Below are 15291 nucleotides of genomic sequence, written 5' to 3'. Positions count from 1 at the left end.
TTCAATAACCTGAGGAGTGTATTTTGCCGCAATTGTGATTACCGCTAACTCAGTATCATCGGGGCAATCAAGTATTGAAGGATAAGCCATATGGCCAATAATGTCGCCGCCTTTGGGGTTTACGGGATAGATCTTGCCACAGTATTGAGATTCAAGCAGGCTTTTAAAAATAATATGACCGATTTTTTCGGGATGGTACGATACGCCCACAACGGCAACTGCTCTAGGTTTGAAAAATTTGTCTAGTTGTTCTATAATCGATTGTGGTATAGGGATCATCTCCTGAGGCACATAGGGCTAGAAAGTCCATTGCTGTAACAATATAGAAATAAAATGTTAATCTGGGGATATCGAATCATGAAGTATTAATTCTTCCTTGTTGTGAATTATTCTATTAAAAATAAGTATAAAATTTTGATTTGTAAAATAAAAAAGGAAATATATACTATCATTTAGTAACTGCTGGCTTTAGAATTTTGAAGATCACGGCTTCATTGCTTTTAAAAGAAATTCTAACGGTGGAGACTCAATCATGGCTCCATTTAATCTTGAGAGCAAAATTGTTGCTTCAGCATATACGATGCTCTCTAACTCATTTCGATGGGACAGAGTTTTTGCTTGAGTTAATAAATTGTTGCAAACATCACGGATGTACTTCAACACTCGCTTTTCAAGGCTTGCTGCACCCATATTGAACGTCTCAAGTTCATGTTCGGCTTTTATTATGATCTTTGAAGATTCGATTTCGTTTGTTAAATCTTCTTCGACGCGTATATAGTATTCATCGACCTTCGCTTTGATGGCATCCAAATAACTTGAAGTGAGTTCTGATTCGCCATGTTTTTGCTTCATATCTTGCATAAGACGAGCAAACGGTGCTTCACTAAGAAATGTGCGAATGAGACGATAAATAGTTTCAGCAGGAGTCTGAATGGCGAATTTGTGATCTTCGTCGCGAGCCTCATAAGAAAGAAGTTCCTGTGTAGCAGCATGCCAGAAAGCTGGCAGAAGCATATGCGAATTCTGTCTATAGGTTTCAAAAAGTCTGTTTAAATGCTCAAGATAATCCCATTCGTCGATAGCATCATTTTGTCTGGCAAACATGGGTTTTTCTTCTTCTTTTACTTCTTCCACTTCAACTTCTTCAATTAATTGCGTGGGAGTTTCTTGAGGTGGTAACTCTGGAGTAGAGCTGGCAACGGCCTCTATCTTCTGACGCTTTTTAACTTCTTCTTCGAGTTGGAAGAGTCCTTCATCATCAAACAAGAATTGTTCTTCTTTCTCAACTTCAACTTTTGCATGCTGTAGTTTTTCCAGAAGGGTATCGATCTGTGACAATGTTTTATTAGTTAATGTAATCGCACTTTCAATGAAGGAATCTACGGGACCCGATAATGCCTTACCCATTTGTTTTTTACTGCCATCTAACATTTTTTTGACTATTTGCCAATATCTTTCATCGAGCGTCTCATTTACTTCTTTATTCAGCAGCAAATTAATTAGAACGGTATTTATTGTGGAAACTGTCCACAATTTCTCAATTAACTCATCTGCGCTCAAGTCGATTCACCTGAAGACGTTTCCTCTGTAGGTTCGGACATTATATAATACCCAAATAATTCTTTCAGATCTGCTAAGGCCTTTTCGAGAGCTTCTTTTGTAGTGCCTTTTGAACGACGGAACCATTCTCTTTTAATGGGGGATGGGCCTGTGTGAAGTTTGATTAGTTGGTTCGCTTCGAACAGTATGTCCTTTAGCTCTGGGATTTTTGGAAGACCAAGTAATACTAATAGGCTTGCTTGTTTCTTTTCAGGTGTAACATCACCTGAACCCTTTTCTTGGTCCGTAAATTGAACAAAGCAAGGAGTTATGGCTGCCCCTGGTAGAACGTATTTTTGCAAGCCTGCCTTAAGGTGCATGTCAAATTCTGGACGAGCTAATTCGGACGGGGCTGAAAACACATAGTACACCGACTCAGCGCGTGGATCTTTTCCAATTTCGGTGTAAGAGCACTCATTGACCGTATGACTGACGATCCTCTCGAACTGTTTTTGGATATTTCCTGCGGATGGAATGAATCCAACGTCAGTGTACAAGCAGGGGACAATAATGGGATCTAGTTTATGCGAATAATCTGCCAAATCGGTAGTAGGGAAAACTCGTTTTCCTGATTCAACTACACCCGGACTGAGCATATAATCTGTGACCTCAAGCGCTAAGGGATTGACTAAATCAATGAATGTCTGCTCTTGTTGCTTCATCATGGCGCTTTCTTCTTCTAGGGTAGAAGGAACCAGTCTTTCTATATCGCCCATATCACCTACATCAATGTCTAGTTCTTTCGAAAGAAAATCTTCGATAACACCAGACCTCCAACTCAAAATCCGCTTAAGCATAGCTCGATTACTTAGTAAAACAATCAGATCAGGACCTATATCTTGTAATTGGTTGCGTAACAATTTAGTAATCGCCCAAACAGTGTTAACAGCCTCACTGCTTTGATTTTTGAAAGGAAGGACTCCTATAACGTAAATAAAGATCCTTCTCTGTTCCATGACTTCAAATCGGTGTTTTAAAACTTCGATTAAAGCAGGAGTGCCTCCACAACCAGTTCCTCCACCCAATGAGGAAAATATCACAAATCCTGAGACACCTTCATAACCCAATTGGGTAAGCTGATCCAAAATTATGTCCTTTGATTGGTGGATATAATTATAACCGTCCGAAAATTTACCACCAACACCAGTATCGCTTTCTCCATAGAGAAGCGTATGAGATTTTGGAATGTCATATAATGTTCTTACTTTTTGGACATCTGCCCTATCGGTATTCATTAATAAGTATCCGCGTATACGGGGAGGAAGCGCTCTTTCTGCGCTCTTCTTGAGGTAAGCACCAACAAGATTTGATCCACATTCGCCCATACCTATCGCGAAGACCTCAGCGCGAGGTGCAATTTCTTTTTCCTCAGATTCCCATGTCATTAAGTTTCCTCCTTCTCTATTTCTTTCTTTTTCTTCTTTAACATAGTTTCCACTATCTCCTCTGCTGCCCATGAGAGATAAGATGAGACATCATCAGCAGGATACGTCTCCTTAATCGACCTTTTGATGTCTTCCACCTGTCTAAACAACTCTCCTTCAGATGCAGTTGGATCAAAACTAGCAAGGAATACACGAAGTGTTTTGTGCCATTCATGGATGTCAGTTACTTTTTTTGACCAACCTTCTTCCAACCTTCTGATCTCTTCAAAAAAGTCGCTCGCATCACTAAGCGATGGTGTTTTCAATAATTTTTCCTTCAAATCAAATATTCTAGAAACGGGATAAATCACAGTATCAAAATTCATTTTATGCGCATTATAGACTTCTTTTATTGTTGAGTAATATTTGCTGATTTCATTTAGAGATGCATTAAACTGGTCACTTTCTCCTTTGTCAATCTCAATGATGATAGACTTAATCTCATTCATAACTGCATTTAAATCTTGACTAAGCCCAATTAACGATTCAAGAGGTTCCTTGTCGATTTTACTGCGTACCCCTATAATTAATGTCTCAAATCGCTTGATTAGTTCTCCTTGACCGTGCTTTCGAAGTAAGAAGTTGCTACGATCAAGTTCTGAGATTTTAATATTAACTTGCTCTCGAATATCTTTCAATAGATTTTGATCCGTCTTTATTGTTTCGATACTATCAAAATGGTCTGTCATTTCACTCATTTCGGCCGGGAGAACTGTTCTTAATTTTCGAAGTGTTTCTAGATGCGGTTGTACACTTTCAATACCAACTTCAAGTAGAGAAGCAAGCATTTCTTCTAGTTTTTTGGCCTCTTCTATTAAGTAGTTATTAAGTTCTCCTTCAATTTTCTTCTCGTAAACCTCAATCATGCGGCGAGTGTGTGTAGCAACTGCATAGGGATCTAATACGGATGTTTTCATCTCATTCAATTCAGAAACTGCTTCTTGGATTTCTTTTGGTAGATGATACTGTCCTTCGAGTATTTTTACTATCGCTAAACGTACCTTTAATGTCAATTTATATTTTATATTCTCTATCGCGTCTCCACCTTTCACAACGATTTCTTTTTTGGTATCCTGAATCAAATTTTTAATATCAAAAGTGGAAACTGTATCTCCAATTACGTGTATGTTTTTTTTGGCTAATTCAATGATTGGCTCAAAGTAAGCATTAAAAGGAGGCTTAATCGTTTGCAAATCTTCCATGAGATTTGTCAATTCTTCTTGTGCTGCTCTTTGATAATTTTCTGAATATTTTGCAACGTGTGTTTCAAGTTGCTTTTCCACAGCCAATAAATCAGGAATTTCGCGATCAGTTGAGTATCTGAGGCTTCCCAGCACACTCATCGTAGCTAGTTCTGTTTGATCTAAACTCTCGCCCGCTGTTGAAGAAAGATCTTCAAGTTCACCTTCAAGAAGCTTAATATGATCGATGATTCTTTCTTTTTCCTTTTGGAATCTGTCAGTAATTTCAAGGTACACGGTCGTTAAATCCTCAATGGAGCTCTCTTCTATCTGTACACGCTTTTTTTCAACAAAGTCGCGGAGAAAGTCTTCATTTTCGTCGGCCTTTGCTAATACAGGTTTTAGCTCATCTAAGAATGAAAAACAGTATGTTTTTAGATTTCCTTCAACTTGTTTTTTCCAGTCTAAAATCCCTTGATAGTCGGAGAGTAAAGTCGCAATATCTGATACTTCTTGGCTAATGGGAGGTGTATTGGGAATTACCTCGGATTTCTTAGTGATACCTACATTAAGCAATAAATTGATGATATCATGTTCTACGTTCACCACAGAGTCCTTTATTAAATTGCCAAATTTATCCTTAATACTTTCAAACTGGTTATCGAGACTGAGTAAACTAGTCAGATTATCAGTGTTTGTACTCTTACGAATCGTCTCGATGTTCTGGGACACTGTAGGAGGTACCTGAACCCCAATTTTTTCTGCTGTGTTAACATAAGTCTCAAAAGACGATAATTCATTTAGTAATTTAGATTGGAGAAGAGATATTACTTCGTCCCGCCGACTTTCTAGATACAGTTTTTCCTCCATGAGTCTAGAACGAAGCGTCAAGAGTTCATCTATTGCAGTCTCAGTGACTCTTTCCTTTGACGCAGATAAGGGAGTTTTTGCCTGATCGATTGACAAATACTTATCATACGTTTTTAACGTGAGTCTGTTCTCGTCTAAAATGCTTGAGTCTTCTTTTAATAACTTGTTTCGAAAAGAAGTGGTTATGGTTAGTAGTCTACTTGTAGCATTCCCCATATTATCAAGAAACGTAAAAGTGTCATCAAGTCTTGGTGGGGTTTTCAACATCTGAAGTGATTGTACGCTTTTCGAATCTATAGCCGATAAATCACTGCTTAAAGGTTTAAGTTTATTGATTTCCTTCACAAACATGTTATAGAAAGTAAGGGCACAGTCTGAGAACTTATCCTTAAGAAGATCTGTTCGTTTATCAATATCTTCCTCAAGTTGTTTTCGCTTTCCTTTTTGTCTCCAACCTGTCGCTTCTTTAAGTTCCTTGTGAAGCTGCTCAAGTTTTTTTGATATATTGGTAACTGTAGTTATAGATTCGCTTACATCTTCAACTTTAGTTCCAATTGCCTGAAACTGTTCTCGTAGGGTATTGATTATAGACAAATATTTTGCATATTTAGAATGAGATGACAACGCCATCGCCCCTATGCTCAGATTAACGTCAACCTATAGATAGTTAGGGATAATTTTTTCTGAGTAATTCACAATTTCATTATTCATAACTATTTTGTATTTTGGGTGAATAGTTCGTTTCAATTTTGATATTCATCTTACTTAAAGAATGAGTAAGATGTGTGTAGACTTCTGTCTTACTATATATATCACAGAAAGTAAGCATATAAACTCTTCTACTTGAAAAATCAACGAAAAAACAGCGAAAAGAGATTATTGCCCTTGTAATGTTATGAAGCAAGGGTTTATATTCGCGCACGTCACTTAAATACATTCGTAGAAAGTTCGCTCAGGAGTGTACAAACAAAAAACGAGATAAGGGATAAATATGCGTCCACCTTGCGAAATCATTGTGAAAATGTATTTACCACGTTTAAGACGACTGGTTGCAAGAGAATTAAGTGAAAGTTATAACTATACTCAAGAAAAAGTTGCTCAGACTCTAGGTTTAACTCAAGCAAGCGTTTCGAAATATTTATCTAATATGAAATTGCGGGAAACTGATTCAAGCTTTGAAGATATCGCTAAGAACTTAGCACGCTCAATTGACTTATCAGATATAGGCCCAAAAGAAATTATATTAGAACTTTGCAAAAGCTGTTTTTCGCTACGTGAAGGAAGCTTTGTTTGCAGAGAACATAAACGCATACTTCCTTTAGGAGACGAATGTAATGTGTGTACAGAACTCAGAATTTTGGACTCAATGGAAATCTCAGAACGATCATATGTGCTTTCAAATATGGAACGTGCTGTCAGTTTATTAGAAAAAAGCGAAACTTTTAGTGTGCTCATGCCTAAACTGCGCGTAAATTTAGCGATGGCTGTTCCTGATGCACATGATGTTATGGAAGTAGCCGGGATTCCAGGTCGCATTGTTCTCGTTAGAGGTAAACCTAAAGCCGTCGAAAGACCAGCATTCAACGTTTCGCATCATATCGCTTTAGTTCTATTAACAATTATGAAGTTTGATTCGAACAAAAGGGCTGTAATGAACGCCAGATACGACGAAGAAATTAATCGAGCGTGTCAAGAATTAAATTTATCTGTCTCTGAATTTAATAGAGAGAATGCACCAAAAGAGATAATAGACATTGAAACGTGGGGAATGACTTCGGCAATTGAGATGGTTAATGGTATAGTCCCAGATTGTATCTGCGACATTGGAGCTTTTGGCATCGAACCCTGCATGTATATCACTGGAAATGATGCTGAAGACGTCGTTAGAAAGGCTTTGGATATCGCTGACGAACTGTCTCAGTTTAATGAGTAACATGATTTTTTTTAGACACGTTCGTGTTAATACTGAGCGCGTCTACATAAGAGACTTAGAATACGTAATAGACTGTATAAAAGACATTCTTAAAAAAATCCAGTTTAGTCTTTACATTTACAAAGGTTGACAATAGTCAATTATAGAGGATTTAATCCAAAGATTTAAAAAGATCTACATATATTAGACTCCAGAACTCTAGAAATTGTCTGGAGTTATATTACAATCTTTGCATTTGCAAAGCAACTATAGAAACAGTTATTGGAGTTGTAACACAACTATGGAAACTAAAATCTGTCCTAAATGTGGAAAAGAAGTGCACGCCCGCTTTATTATAAACCATAACGGTGAAAATGGTAGAGAAGGCGAGTATAAGTGGGTATGCGATGCTTGCGATGAAGTCATTGATCGCTTGAAAATCGTAATTGCTTGAACACAATATATAATGATCGCGAATATTTTTTTCAACGGCGCGGTAGGGGAGAGAGCGGAGACGCTTTCTTTTTCTAGTTATAGACGTTTTTCATAACGAGCGTTATGTATAATCATAACGTTTTAGATCGGTAGCATCATGTGTATTGCCTTAATTGCCGACTTTGTTACTCGTTTTTTTCTGTTATAAAAAAAGAATTAAAAAAAGAAGAAGAGAAAAGATATTAGTCTATAGACGTTTTATGCTCTTTTACATCATGCCGGGCATTCCGCCCATTCCGCCCATGCCTGGGGGCATTCCGCCCATTCCGCCTGGGGGCATAGGTGGGCCTCTCTCAGCTTTACTGGCAATGACGTCATCGATCCTAAGTATCATGTGTGCTGCTTCACTTGCGCTTTTAATTGCTTGTTTCTTGACAGATAATGGTTCGATGACACCTTCTGACATCATGTCACTAGGCTTGCCAGTGTAGACATTTATACCGAACCATTTTCCTTCTGGAGTTTCGTGCTTTGCTCTTAGTTCTACAATGATAGTGATTGGATCCCAGCCAGCGTTTTCGCCTAGCGTTTTTGGAATCGTTTCTAATGCATCTGCAAATATTTCGATCGCAATTTGTTCTCTGCCACCAATAGTTCCAGCATATTCGCGAAGTCCTTTAGCAACTTCTATTTCCGGAGCTCCTCCGCCTGCTACGATCTTCTTATCTTGAACTGCATTGCGCACTACACAGAGCGCGTCGTGCAAGGCCCTCTCAGCCTCGTCTACTACTTGGCTAGAGCCTCCTCTGATTACAACTGTAACTGCTTTTGGATCTGCGCAGTCTCTTATGTAGACCATTTTGTCATCGCCGAGCGTCGCTTCTTCAACAACGCCTGCACTTCCAAGAACATCGGCTGATAGTTCTTTTACATTGCTCACAATTCTTCCGCCTGTAGCTCTTGCGAGTCTTTTCATGTCGCTCTTTTTAACACGTCGTACTGACAGAATACCTGCTTTTGCTAAGAAACCTACTATGTCATCCTCTATGCCCTTCTGGCATAGCAAAACGTTGGCACCTGTATTTATTACCTTTTCAGCGAGAGATTTAAGCATTCGGTCTTCCTCTTCCATTAGAGCCTTGACTTGGAAAGGATCAGATATACGTATCTCTGCGTCAAATTCTGTCTTTTCGATCTCTAGTGCGGCATCAAGAATCGCGATTCTAGCGTTAGTTACCCGTCTAGGCATCGCAGGGTGAAGAATTTCTTTGTCGATTACCATGCCTCTTACAAGTTCTGTGTCTGTTAAGCCCATGCCTTGTTTTTTAACTATACTTACATGATCTAAATCTGCAACAAGCTTTCCATTACGATCTTCCTTGACAAGACCAATAGCTTTTGCTGTGATATCTGCAAAAAGATCTTTTGATCCAGCGATACTTTTACTGTTCATAGCTGTCATTGCAACTTTCTTTAAAGTAGCTACGTCTTCAGGGTCGATATCGACTGCCATATTGTCTAAAATTTCAGTAGCCTTAGTGGCTGCTTTCTTTAGTCCAGCGACAATTGTTGTTGGATGAATCTTTGATTCTAACAGTTCCTCGCTTCCTTTAAGTAGTTGACCTGCTATAATAACAGCGGATGTTGTTCCGTCGCCAACCTCATCGTCTTGGGCCTTTGCAACCTGAACCATCATTTTCGCAGCGGGATGTTTCACGTCCATTTCATCAAGAATAGTAGCACCATCGTTCGTTATTACAATATCACCTAGAGAGTCTACAAGCATCTTATCCATACCACGTGGACCTAGAGCTGATTTAACGGCTTCAGCGATAACTTTACCAGCAGCGATGTTGTTCATTTGAGCTTTTCTTTTTGTTGTTCTTTCTGTGCCTTCCTTAAGAATCAGGATTGGCACTCCTCCTAGATTTAATGCCATTTTTTATTCCTCCTAATACTCCTCATCGCCCATATCGGGCATTCCTCCTGGTGGTCCTCCTGGACCTGCTCCAAGGTCTGACGCTGCGATGACGTCATCAATTCGTAGGATCATTTGAGCGGCTTCGCTTGCACTTTTAATCGCCTGTTTTTTCACAGCAAGAGGCTCGAATACGTTCAATGCGGCCATATCTGTTGTACCACCTTCTTCTGTATTAACACCATAGCTAGTATTACCTTGATCATGATCTGCACGTAGTTGCACCAATGAATCAATGGGATCTAAACCAGCATTTTCTGCTAGCGAGCGTGGGATGATTTCGACTGCATCTGCAAAATTGTTTACTGCCAACTGTTCACGACCTCCTAGAGATCGCGCATAATCACGTAAACCTCTTGCAATTTCAATTTCAGGTGCGCCTCCGCCAGGTACGACCTTTGCGTCTTGAATCACGTTTCTCACGACGCAAAGTGCATCATGGATCGCGCGGTCTGCCTCATCAACTATAAGTTCTGTACCACCTCGAATTAAGAGGCTCACAGCTCCTGGGTTCTTGCAACCTTCGACAAAAACCATGTTTTCATCAGAAATTTTTCGTTCTTCTACTGTTGTGGCTTCACCTAGATCTTCAGGAGTAAGTTCGTCAAGATTTGATACTATTCGTCCACCTGTTGCTTTAGCTAGTTTCTCGATATCAGATTTTTTTACTCGTCTAATAGCTGCCATTCCTGCTTTTGCGAGAAAATGTTGAGCTATGTCATCCATTCCCTTCTGGCAGAGAACGACGTTTGCGCCAGCGATACTTAGTTTATCGACCATTTCTTTGATCATATCTTCTTCTTGGTCTAGGAATGCTTGCATTTGAGTTGGATCTGTTATATTGATTTTCGAATCGAATTCAGTTTTTGTTATCTCTAAGGCAGCGCTGAGAAGAGCAATTTTAGCATCTCTTATGATTTTAGGCATGCCTGGATGAACCATTTCCTTGTCCATGACAATTCCGTTAATCAATTCTGTGTCTTCTAAACTTTCGCCCTTTTGCTTTTGTATAGCGATGTTTTCGATATCTACTTTCCACGCTCCACCGTCGACTTGAGTAGCGACTTGCTTGCATGCTTTCACTGCTAAATCTGCCAAATAGTCTGAGGAATAAGCTACCATTTTTGAGCCCATTGCGGTCATAGCGATATTCTTTAGCATTGCTGTATCTTCAATATTTACTGGCATTCCAAAGCCATCAAGGATTTCAAGGGTTTTTTCTGTTGCTTTTCTATATCCTTCAACAAGGACTGTAGGATGAACATCCAAGTCAAGGAGTGTCTCTGCGGCTTTTAATAGTTCTCCAGCCAGCACGACAACTGTTGTTGTGCCATCCCCGACTTCCACATCTTGCGTTTTAGCTAATTCGACAACCATTTTCGCTGTAGGATGCTGTACATCGATTTCTTTTAGTATTGTAGCACCGTCGTTCGTTATAACAACATCACCGAATGAATCAACCAGCATTTTGTCCATGCCTTTGGGTCCGAGTGATGTCCGAACCGCTTCAGCGATTACTTTTGCTGCTGCAATATTGTTTCTTTGAGCATCTTTTCCTTCAGTTCTTTGTGCTCCTTCTCTTAATAGAAGGATAGGTGTTCCACCTAAATTTGCTGCTATTTTTAACACCTTCTTTTTGTTACATTTTATTTTTTTTGAAAATTAGGTTACAACAATTTTTGAGAGTGACAACTCACTCTATGTAGATATCTACATGAAGTGTATGTAGATAGATTGGGGAAAACATGAAGTTAAAGTGAATAAAAAGTTTACGCCTTCGTCACATTATATAAAAATTTAGAACTCTATGGAAATAAAGGTAACTTTATTTCGTTTAAATGAATCATTTTTCCTTTTAAAGCCATCCAAATAGGTTAAAGACTGTAATATTTAAATAGAGTTACGTATACACCATTATATGGCGTAAACTGTTCTATCATTACAAAAAACGGTGGTTACTACTGTTCAAGACCTATTCTCTTAAGTATAACCTCGACCTGTATGAATTTCTCTGCGACTACAGACATGTACTCAATGGCATGCTTTCTGATATATGGGAGCAGATTGTATGGACAATAAAGAAAATTAGGGGCAAAAATCAGCATCGTATACTACCCACCATTCCGGATTATTCTTTTAAAAAGGCGATGCGAGGTCTCCACATGATACAATGAAGCCCAAGTTCGCCGAAGCTACAGCCTTTTTACACGTCAAGGTATGTAGTTCTACTTAGAACAGAACCCTTCGTCAATATTAAACTTTCATGGATTCTTCTATAACTCTTAATGTCTCTATCAAAGAATATCTCATCAAAAAAACTATTCTGATTTAGTTTCAATTAATTTTTCATTGAATGTTTTGATGTAATTTATTATTTTCTGTCGTAATTCGACAAGATACTGTCTTTTTTTCTCCAGTTCCTCAATTTCAGAATTCAGGTTTTCTAAAGCCATATTCAAATCAGAAATCTTTTCATCTGGAGAATCTCTAGTGTTAACAATAGTTTCTATTTTATCAGTTAGTTCTTCATATTCGTCCTGATCTGGACTTTGTCGTTCAAAAGACAGGATTTTTGTTTCAAACGAGTCAGGTGTAATATCTGCCATGATTGAAAAAGATTTAGTGATCTTAAAATATTTTCTGGGTGGACCACCAACTGTACTTGCACCTTCATAGCTCTTTATGATTTTTAATTCTTTAAGCTGATCGAGATGTTTTCTTATAGCTTGATGTCTGATATTAATGTCTTCAGATAATTGAAAGACATAACCCGCCTCTTCGGAAAGAGCTGCAAGAATCTTTCGGCGAGTCTTGTTGCCTAAAATATCTAAAATCTTCTCAATATCAAGTTCCATGCGGTTATTCACCAAGCTCTTTAGCTACATCTTGCAAAAGCTTTTTTTGAGATCTTGTCAAATTTTCGGGAGTCTTGATGATCACTCTTACGAGTTCATCTCCACGTCCACCATTTAAACTTGGCATTCCTTTTCCTTTTAGACGAAATAGTGTATGGGTTTGGGTGCCTGCTGGGATTTTGAGTTCTGCAGCACCATCAAGAGTAGGAATTTTTACTTTAGCGCCGAGTGCGGCTTGGAAAAAACTTATTGGCTGTTCAAGATAGAGAGTAGTGCCATCTCGCTGGAATATTTCGTGCGGAAGAACATTAAGAACGACATATAGATCTCCTGAAGGTCCCCCTCCTGAAGTGCTAACTTCTCCTTCTCCTCGTAATCGCAGTACAGAGCCTGTTTCTACACCTTTAGGTATTGTAACATTTATTTTTCGAGTTGAGCGAACCACTCCAGATCCTCTACAGTTATGGCAAGGTTTCTCAATAATTTTTCCTTCGCCATTACAGCGATCGCATGGTACTATTTGTACGAACTGCGAATATCCTTGTGTACGAGAAATTTGAAGTCGTCCATTTCCTTTACATTTTGGGCAAGTATTTACCGATGTGCCTGGTTCGGCACCTGTCCCCTCACAAACTGGACATCGTTCTCTACGTGGCACGTCAATTTGACGTTCAATGCCGCTAGCCGCTTCTTTTAAAGTTATTTCGAGTTCAATTTGTAAATCGTCACCGCGTTGAACTCTTGGACCTCTCGTTCTCGCTCGCCGATTCCCAAAGAATACATCAAAAATACTTTCAAATCCACCGAATCCTCCAGAGCCACCTCCAAAGCCAAAATCTCTGAAAATGGAATCAAAGTCAACCCCACTGAAAATATCCTCAGTAGTGTATCTACCATCAATTCCTGCATGCCCAAATTGATCATACATGCGTCTTTTTTCATCATCAGAAAGAACAGCATAGGCTTCAGAGACCTCTTTAAACTTGTCTGTAGCACCTGGGTTTTTGTTGCGATCTGGATGGAATTGAACAGCTAGCTTTCGGTATGCCCTTTTGATATCGTCCTGTGAAGCATCTTTTGAGACGCCTAATACTTCGTAGTAGTCGCGCTTTTCCACTGCAACTCACCTTTAAAAAAAGGAAAATAGGTTATTCGTCATCCACAACTTCATAGTCTGCATCTACAACCTTTTCTCCGGGTGGTGGTGGAGATGTTCCTGTGGTTTCAGCCCCGCTACCAGGAGGCGGTTGTTGAGCAGCTTGTTCTTGTGCAACCTGTTGATATACTGCGGTTCCAATTTCTTGTAATATCTTTGCAAGTGCTTCCGTTTTCTCTTTTATTTGTGCTATATCATCGCCTTTCAAGGCTTCGTTTAATTCATTCACTGTATTTCTGATTCTATCCTTTTGTTCTTTCGCCAATTTGTCTTCGAGATCTGCTAAAGTCTTCTCTGCAGTATATATCATTGAATCCGCGTTATTTCTAACTTCGACTTCTTCCTTCTTTTGTTTATCCTGTTCGGCAAATTGTTCCGCTTCTTTAACCATCCGATCAATCTCAGACTGATCTAACTTGGTTGACGCCGTAATAGTGATTGACTGTTCTTTGCCCGTGCCAAGATCTTTCGCTGTAACATTTAATATTCCATTCTCATCGATATCGAATTTTACTTCAATTTGTGGAACATTTCTTGGAGCAGGTGGGATACCCACAAGATTAAACATGCCAAGCGATACGTTATCTGCTGCCATTTTTCTTTCACCTTGTAACACGTTAATTGTTACAGATGTTTGGAAGTCAGCTGCGGTTGAAAATATCTGTTTTCGTTCGGCAGGAATTGTCGTATTTTTTTCCATTATCGGAGTAGCGACTCCACCTAGTGTTTCAACGCCGAGTGTAAGTGGTGTAACATCTAGAAGTACAATCTCATCTATTTCTCCAGCCATGATGCCTCCCTGAATAGCTGCACCCGTAGCTACACATTCCATCGGATCTACTCCACGTTCAGCAGGTTTACCAATGATATCCTCCACGAATTTTCTTACAATAGGCATGCGAGTGGGACCACCGACGAGGATGACTTTATCAATTTGACTTGGTTGTAATTTTGCATCTTGCAATGCGGTCATCATTGGGCCTCTGCATCGCTCTATAATAGGAGTTACGAGTCGTTCCAGTGTTGAACGAGTAAATTTCATTCGCAGGTTTTTAGGTCCGCTTTCATCTGCAGCAATAAATGGGAGATTTATTTCTGTTTCCAAGATCGTAGATAGTTCGATCTTTGCCTTCTCTCCAGCCTCTCTCACGCGCTGCATTGCGGTCGCATCAGAACGAAGATCAATTCCACTGTCTTTCTTAAACCCATCAACAATATAGTCAACAATAGCATTATCCATATCAGTTCCGCCTAACTGGGTATCACCACTTGTTGATTCAACCAGAAACGCGTTTTGTCCAAAATCCATAATTGTTACGTCAAGAGTACCGCCGCCAAAGTCGAACACAAGAATTTTTAATTCCTGATCCATTTTGTCAATGCCGAAAGCTAAAGATGCAGCAGTTGGTTCATTGATAATACGAACAACATCTAATCCGGCAATGACCCCTGCATCCTTTGTTGCTTGTCGCTGGTTATCATTGAAATACGCTGGTACTGTAATCACTGCTTTTTCCACTTTTCCACCTAGAAAGGCCTCAGCATCGCGTTTAATCTTTTGAAGTATGAAAGCTGAGATTTGTTGGGGTGAATATGTCTTGCCAAAAATGTTCACCTTGTAATCTTGGCCCATTTTTCGCTTAATCGCAGTGATGGTAGCTTCAGGATTTGACACTGCCTGGCGACGTGCAGGTTCACCTACAAGTAGCGATCCATCTTCAGCAAAAGCTACATATGAAGGGAACGCTTTGCCATATTGAGTGCTTCCTTCCGCACTCGGAATTATGACAGGTCTACCGCCCATCATAGCCGCCGCTGCTGAATTGCTAGTTCCAAGATCTATACCAATAATTTTTTCTCTTTTTGTTTCCTTAGCCATAA

The 15291-nt window shown here is 39.4% G+C and carries 12 protein-coding genes; 2 read left to right on the top strand and 10 right to left on the bottom strand.

Going from position 1 to position 15291, the window contains the following annotated elements:
• The 4 genes from QVB70_RS18020 to QVB70_RS18005 all read right to left on the bottom strand — a co-directional run.
• Positions 1-279 (bottom strand): CoA-binding protein (locus tag QVB70_RS18020; protein ID WP_287589212.1); only part of this gene is annotated, 279 nt, incomplete at its 3' end.
• Positions 280-483: 204 nt separating this feature from the next.
• Positions 484-1560 carry a hypothetical protein gene (locus QVB70_RS18015; RefSeq protein ID WP_287589211.1) on the bottom strand — a complete coding sequence of 359 codons (1077 nt, stop codon included), beginning with the start codon at positions 1558-1560 and terminating at the stop codon, positions 484-486.
• On the bottom strand, positions 1557-2984 hold the full coding sequence (locus QVB70_RS18010) for a hypothetical protein (protein WP_287589208.1): 1428 nt from the start codon (positions 2982-2984) through the stop codon (positions 1557-1559). Before QVB70_RS18010 ends, QVB70_RS18015 begins: the two co-directional genes overlap by 4 nt.
• Entirely contained in the window at positions 2984-5698 is a 2715-nt protein-coding gene (locus QVB70_RS18005; protein WP_287589205.1) for a hypothetical protein, read from the bottom strand. The genes QVB70_RS18010 and QVB70_RS18005 overlap by 1 nt, the downstream gene beginning before the upstream one ends.
• Positions 5699-6065: 367 nt before the next feature.
• Here QVB70_RS18005 and QVB70_RS18000 point away from each other — a divergent pair, with 367 nt between their 5' ends.
• Together QVB70_RS18000 and QVB70_RS17995 are read left to right on the top strand one after the other, a co-directional pair.
• Entirely contained in the window at positions 6066-7007 is a 942-nt protein-coding gene (locus QVB70_RS18000; protein WP_287589204.1) for a thiamine-phosphate synthase family protein, read from the top strand.
• Between the two features lie 280 nt (positions 7008-7287).
• Positions 7288-7440, top strand: coding sequence for a hypothetical protein (locus tag QVB70_RS17995; protein ID WP_287589202.1), 153 nt, complete (start codon positions 7288-7290; stop codon positions 7438-7440).
• Positions 7441-7689: 249 nt separating this feature from the next.
• Here QVB70_RS17995 and thsB (QVB70_RS17990) read toward each other — a convergent pair whose 3' ends face one another.
• The 6 genes from thsB (QVB70_RS17990) to dnaK form a co-directional block, all read right to left on the bottom strand.
• Positions 7690-9360, bottom strand: a complete 1671-nt coding sequence (thsB, locus tag QVB70_RS17990) for a thermosome subunit beta (protein ID WP_287589200.1) — start codon at positions 9358-9360, stop codon at positions 7690-7692.
• A gap of 12 nt (positions 9361-9372) precedes the next feature.
• A complete protein-coding gene (gene thsB / locus QVB70_RS17985; protein ID WP_287589197.1) occupies positions 9373-11028 on the bottom strand; it encodes a thermosome subunit beta in 1656 nt (551 codons plus the stop codon).
• A 329-nt stretch (positions 11029-11357) separates the two neighbouring features.
• A complete protein-coding gene (locus QVB70_RS17980; protein WP_287589195.1) occupies positions 11358-11504 on the bottom strand; it encodes a hypothetical protein in 147 nt (48 codons plus the stop codon).
• A 213-nt stretch (positions 11505-11717) separates the two neighbouring features.
• Positions 11718-12254: a helix-turn-helix domain-containing protein gene (locus QVB70_RS17975; protein ID WP_287589193.1), complete on the bottom strand. Its 537-nt coding sequence runs from the start codon at positions 12252-12254 to the stop codon at positions 11718-11720.
• 4 nt (positions 12255-12258) lie between these two features.
• A complete protein-coding gene (gene dnaJ / locus QVB70_RS17970) occupies positions 12259-13371 on the bottom strand; it encodes a molecular chaperone DnaJ (protein ID WP_287589190.1) in 1113 nt (370 codons plus the stop codon).
• A gap of 31 nt (positions 13372-13402) precedes the next feature.
• Positions 13403-15289 (bottom strand): molecular chaperone DnaK, encoded by a 1887-nt coding sequence (gene dnaK / locus QVB70_RS17965; protein WP_287589188.1) that lies wholly within the window; start codon positions 15287-15289, stop codon positions 13403-13405.
• Between the last annotated feature and the right edge of the window lie 2 nt (positions 15290-15291).

This window comes from Candidatus Borrarchaeum sp., assembly GCF_019058535.1.
Lineage (GTDB): Archaea > Asgardarchaeota > Sifarchaeia > Borrarchaeales > Borrarchaeaceae > Borrarchaeum > Borrarchaeum weybense.
Note: the sequence above shows the minus strand (reverse complement) of the source record. Positions and strands in the feature narration are given on the sequence as shown.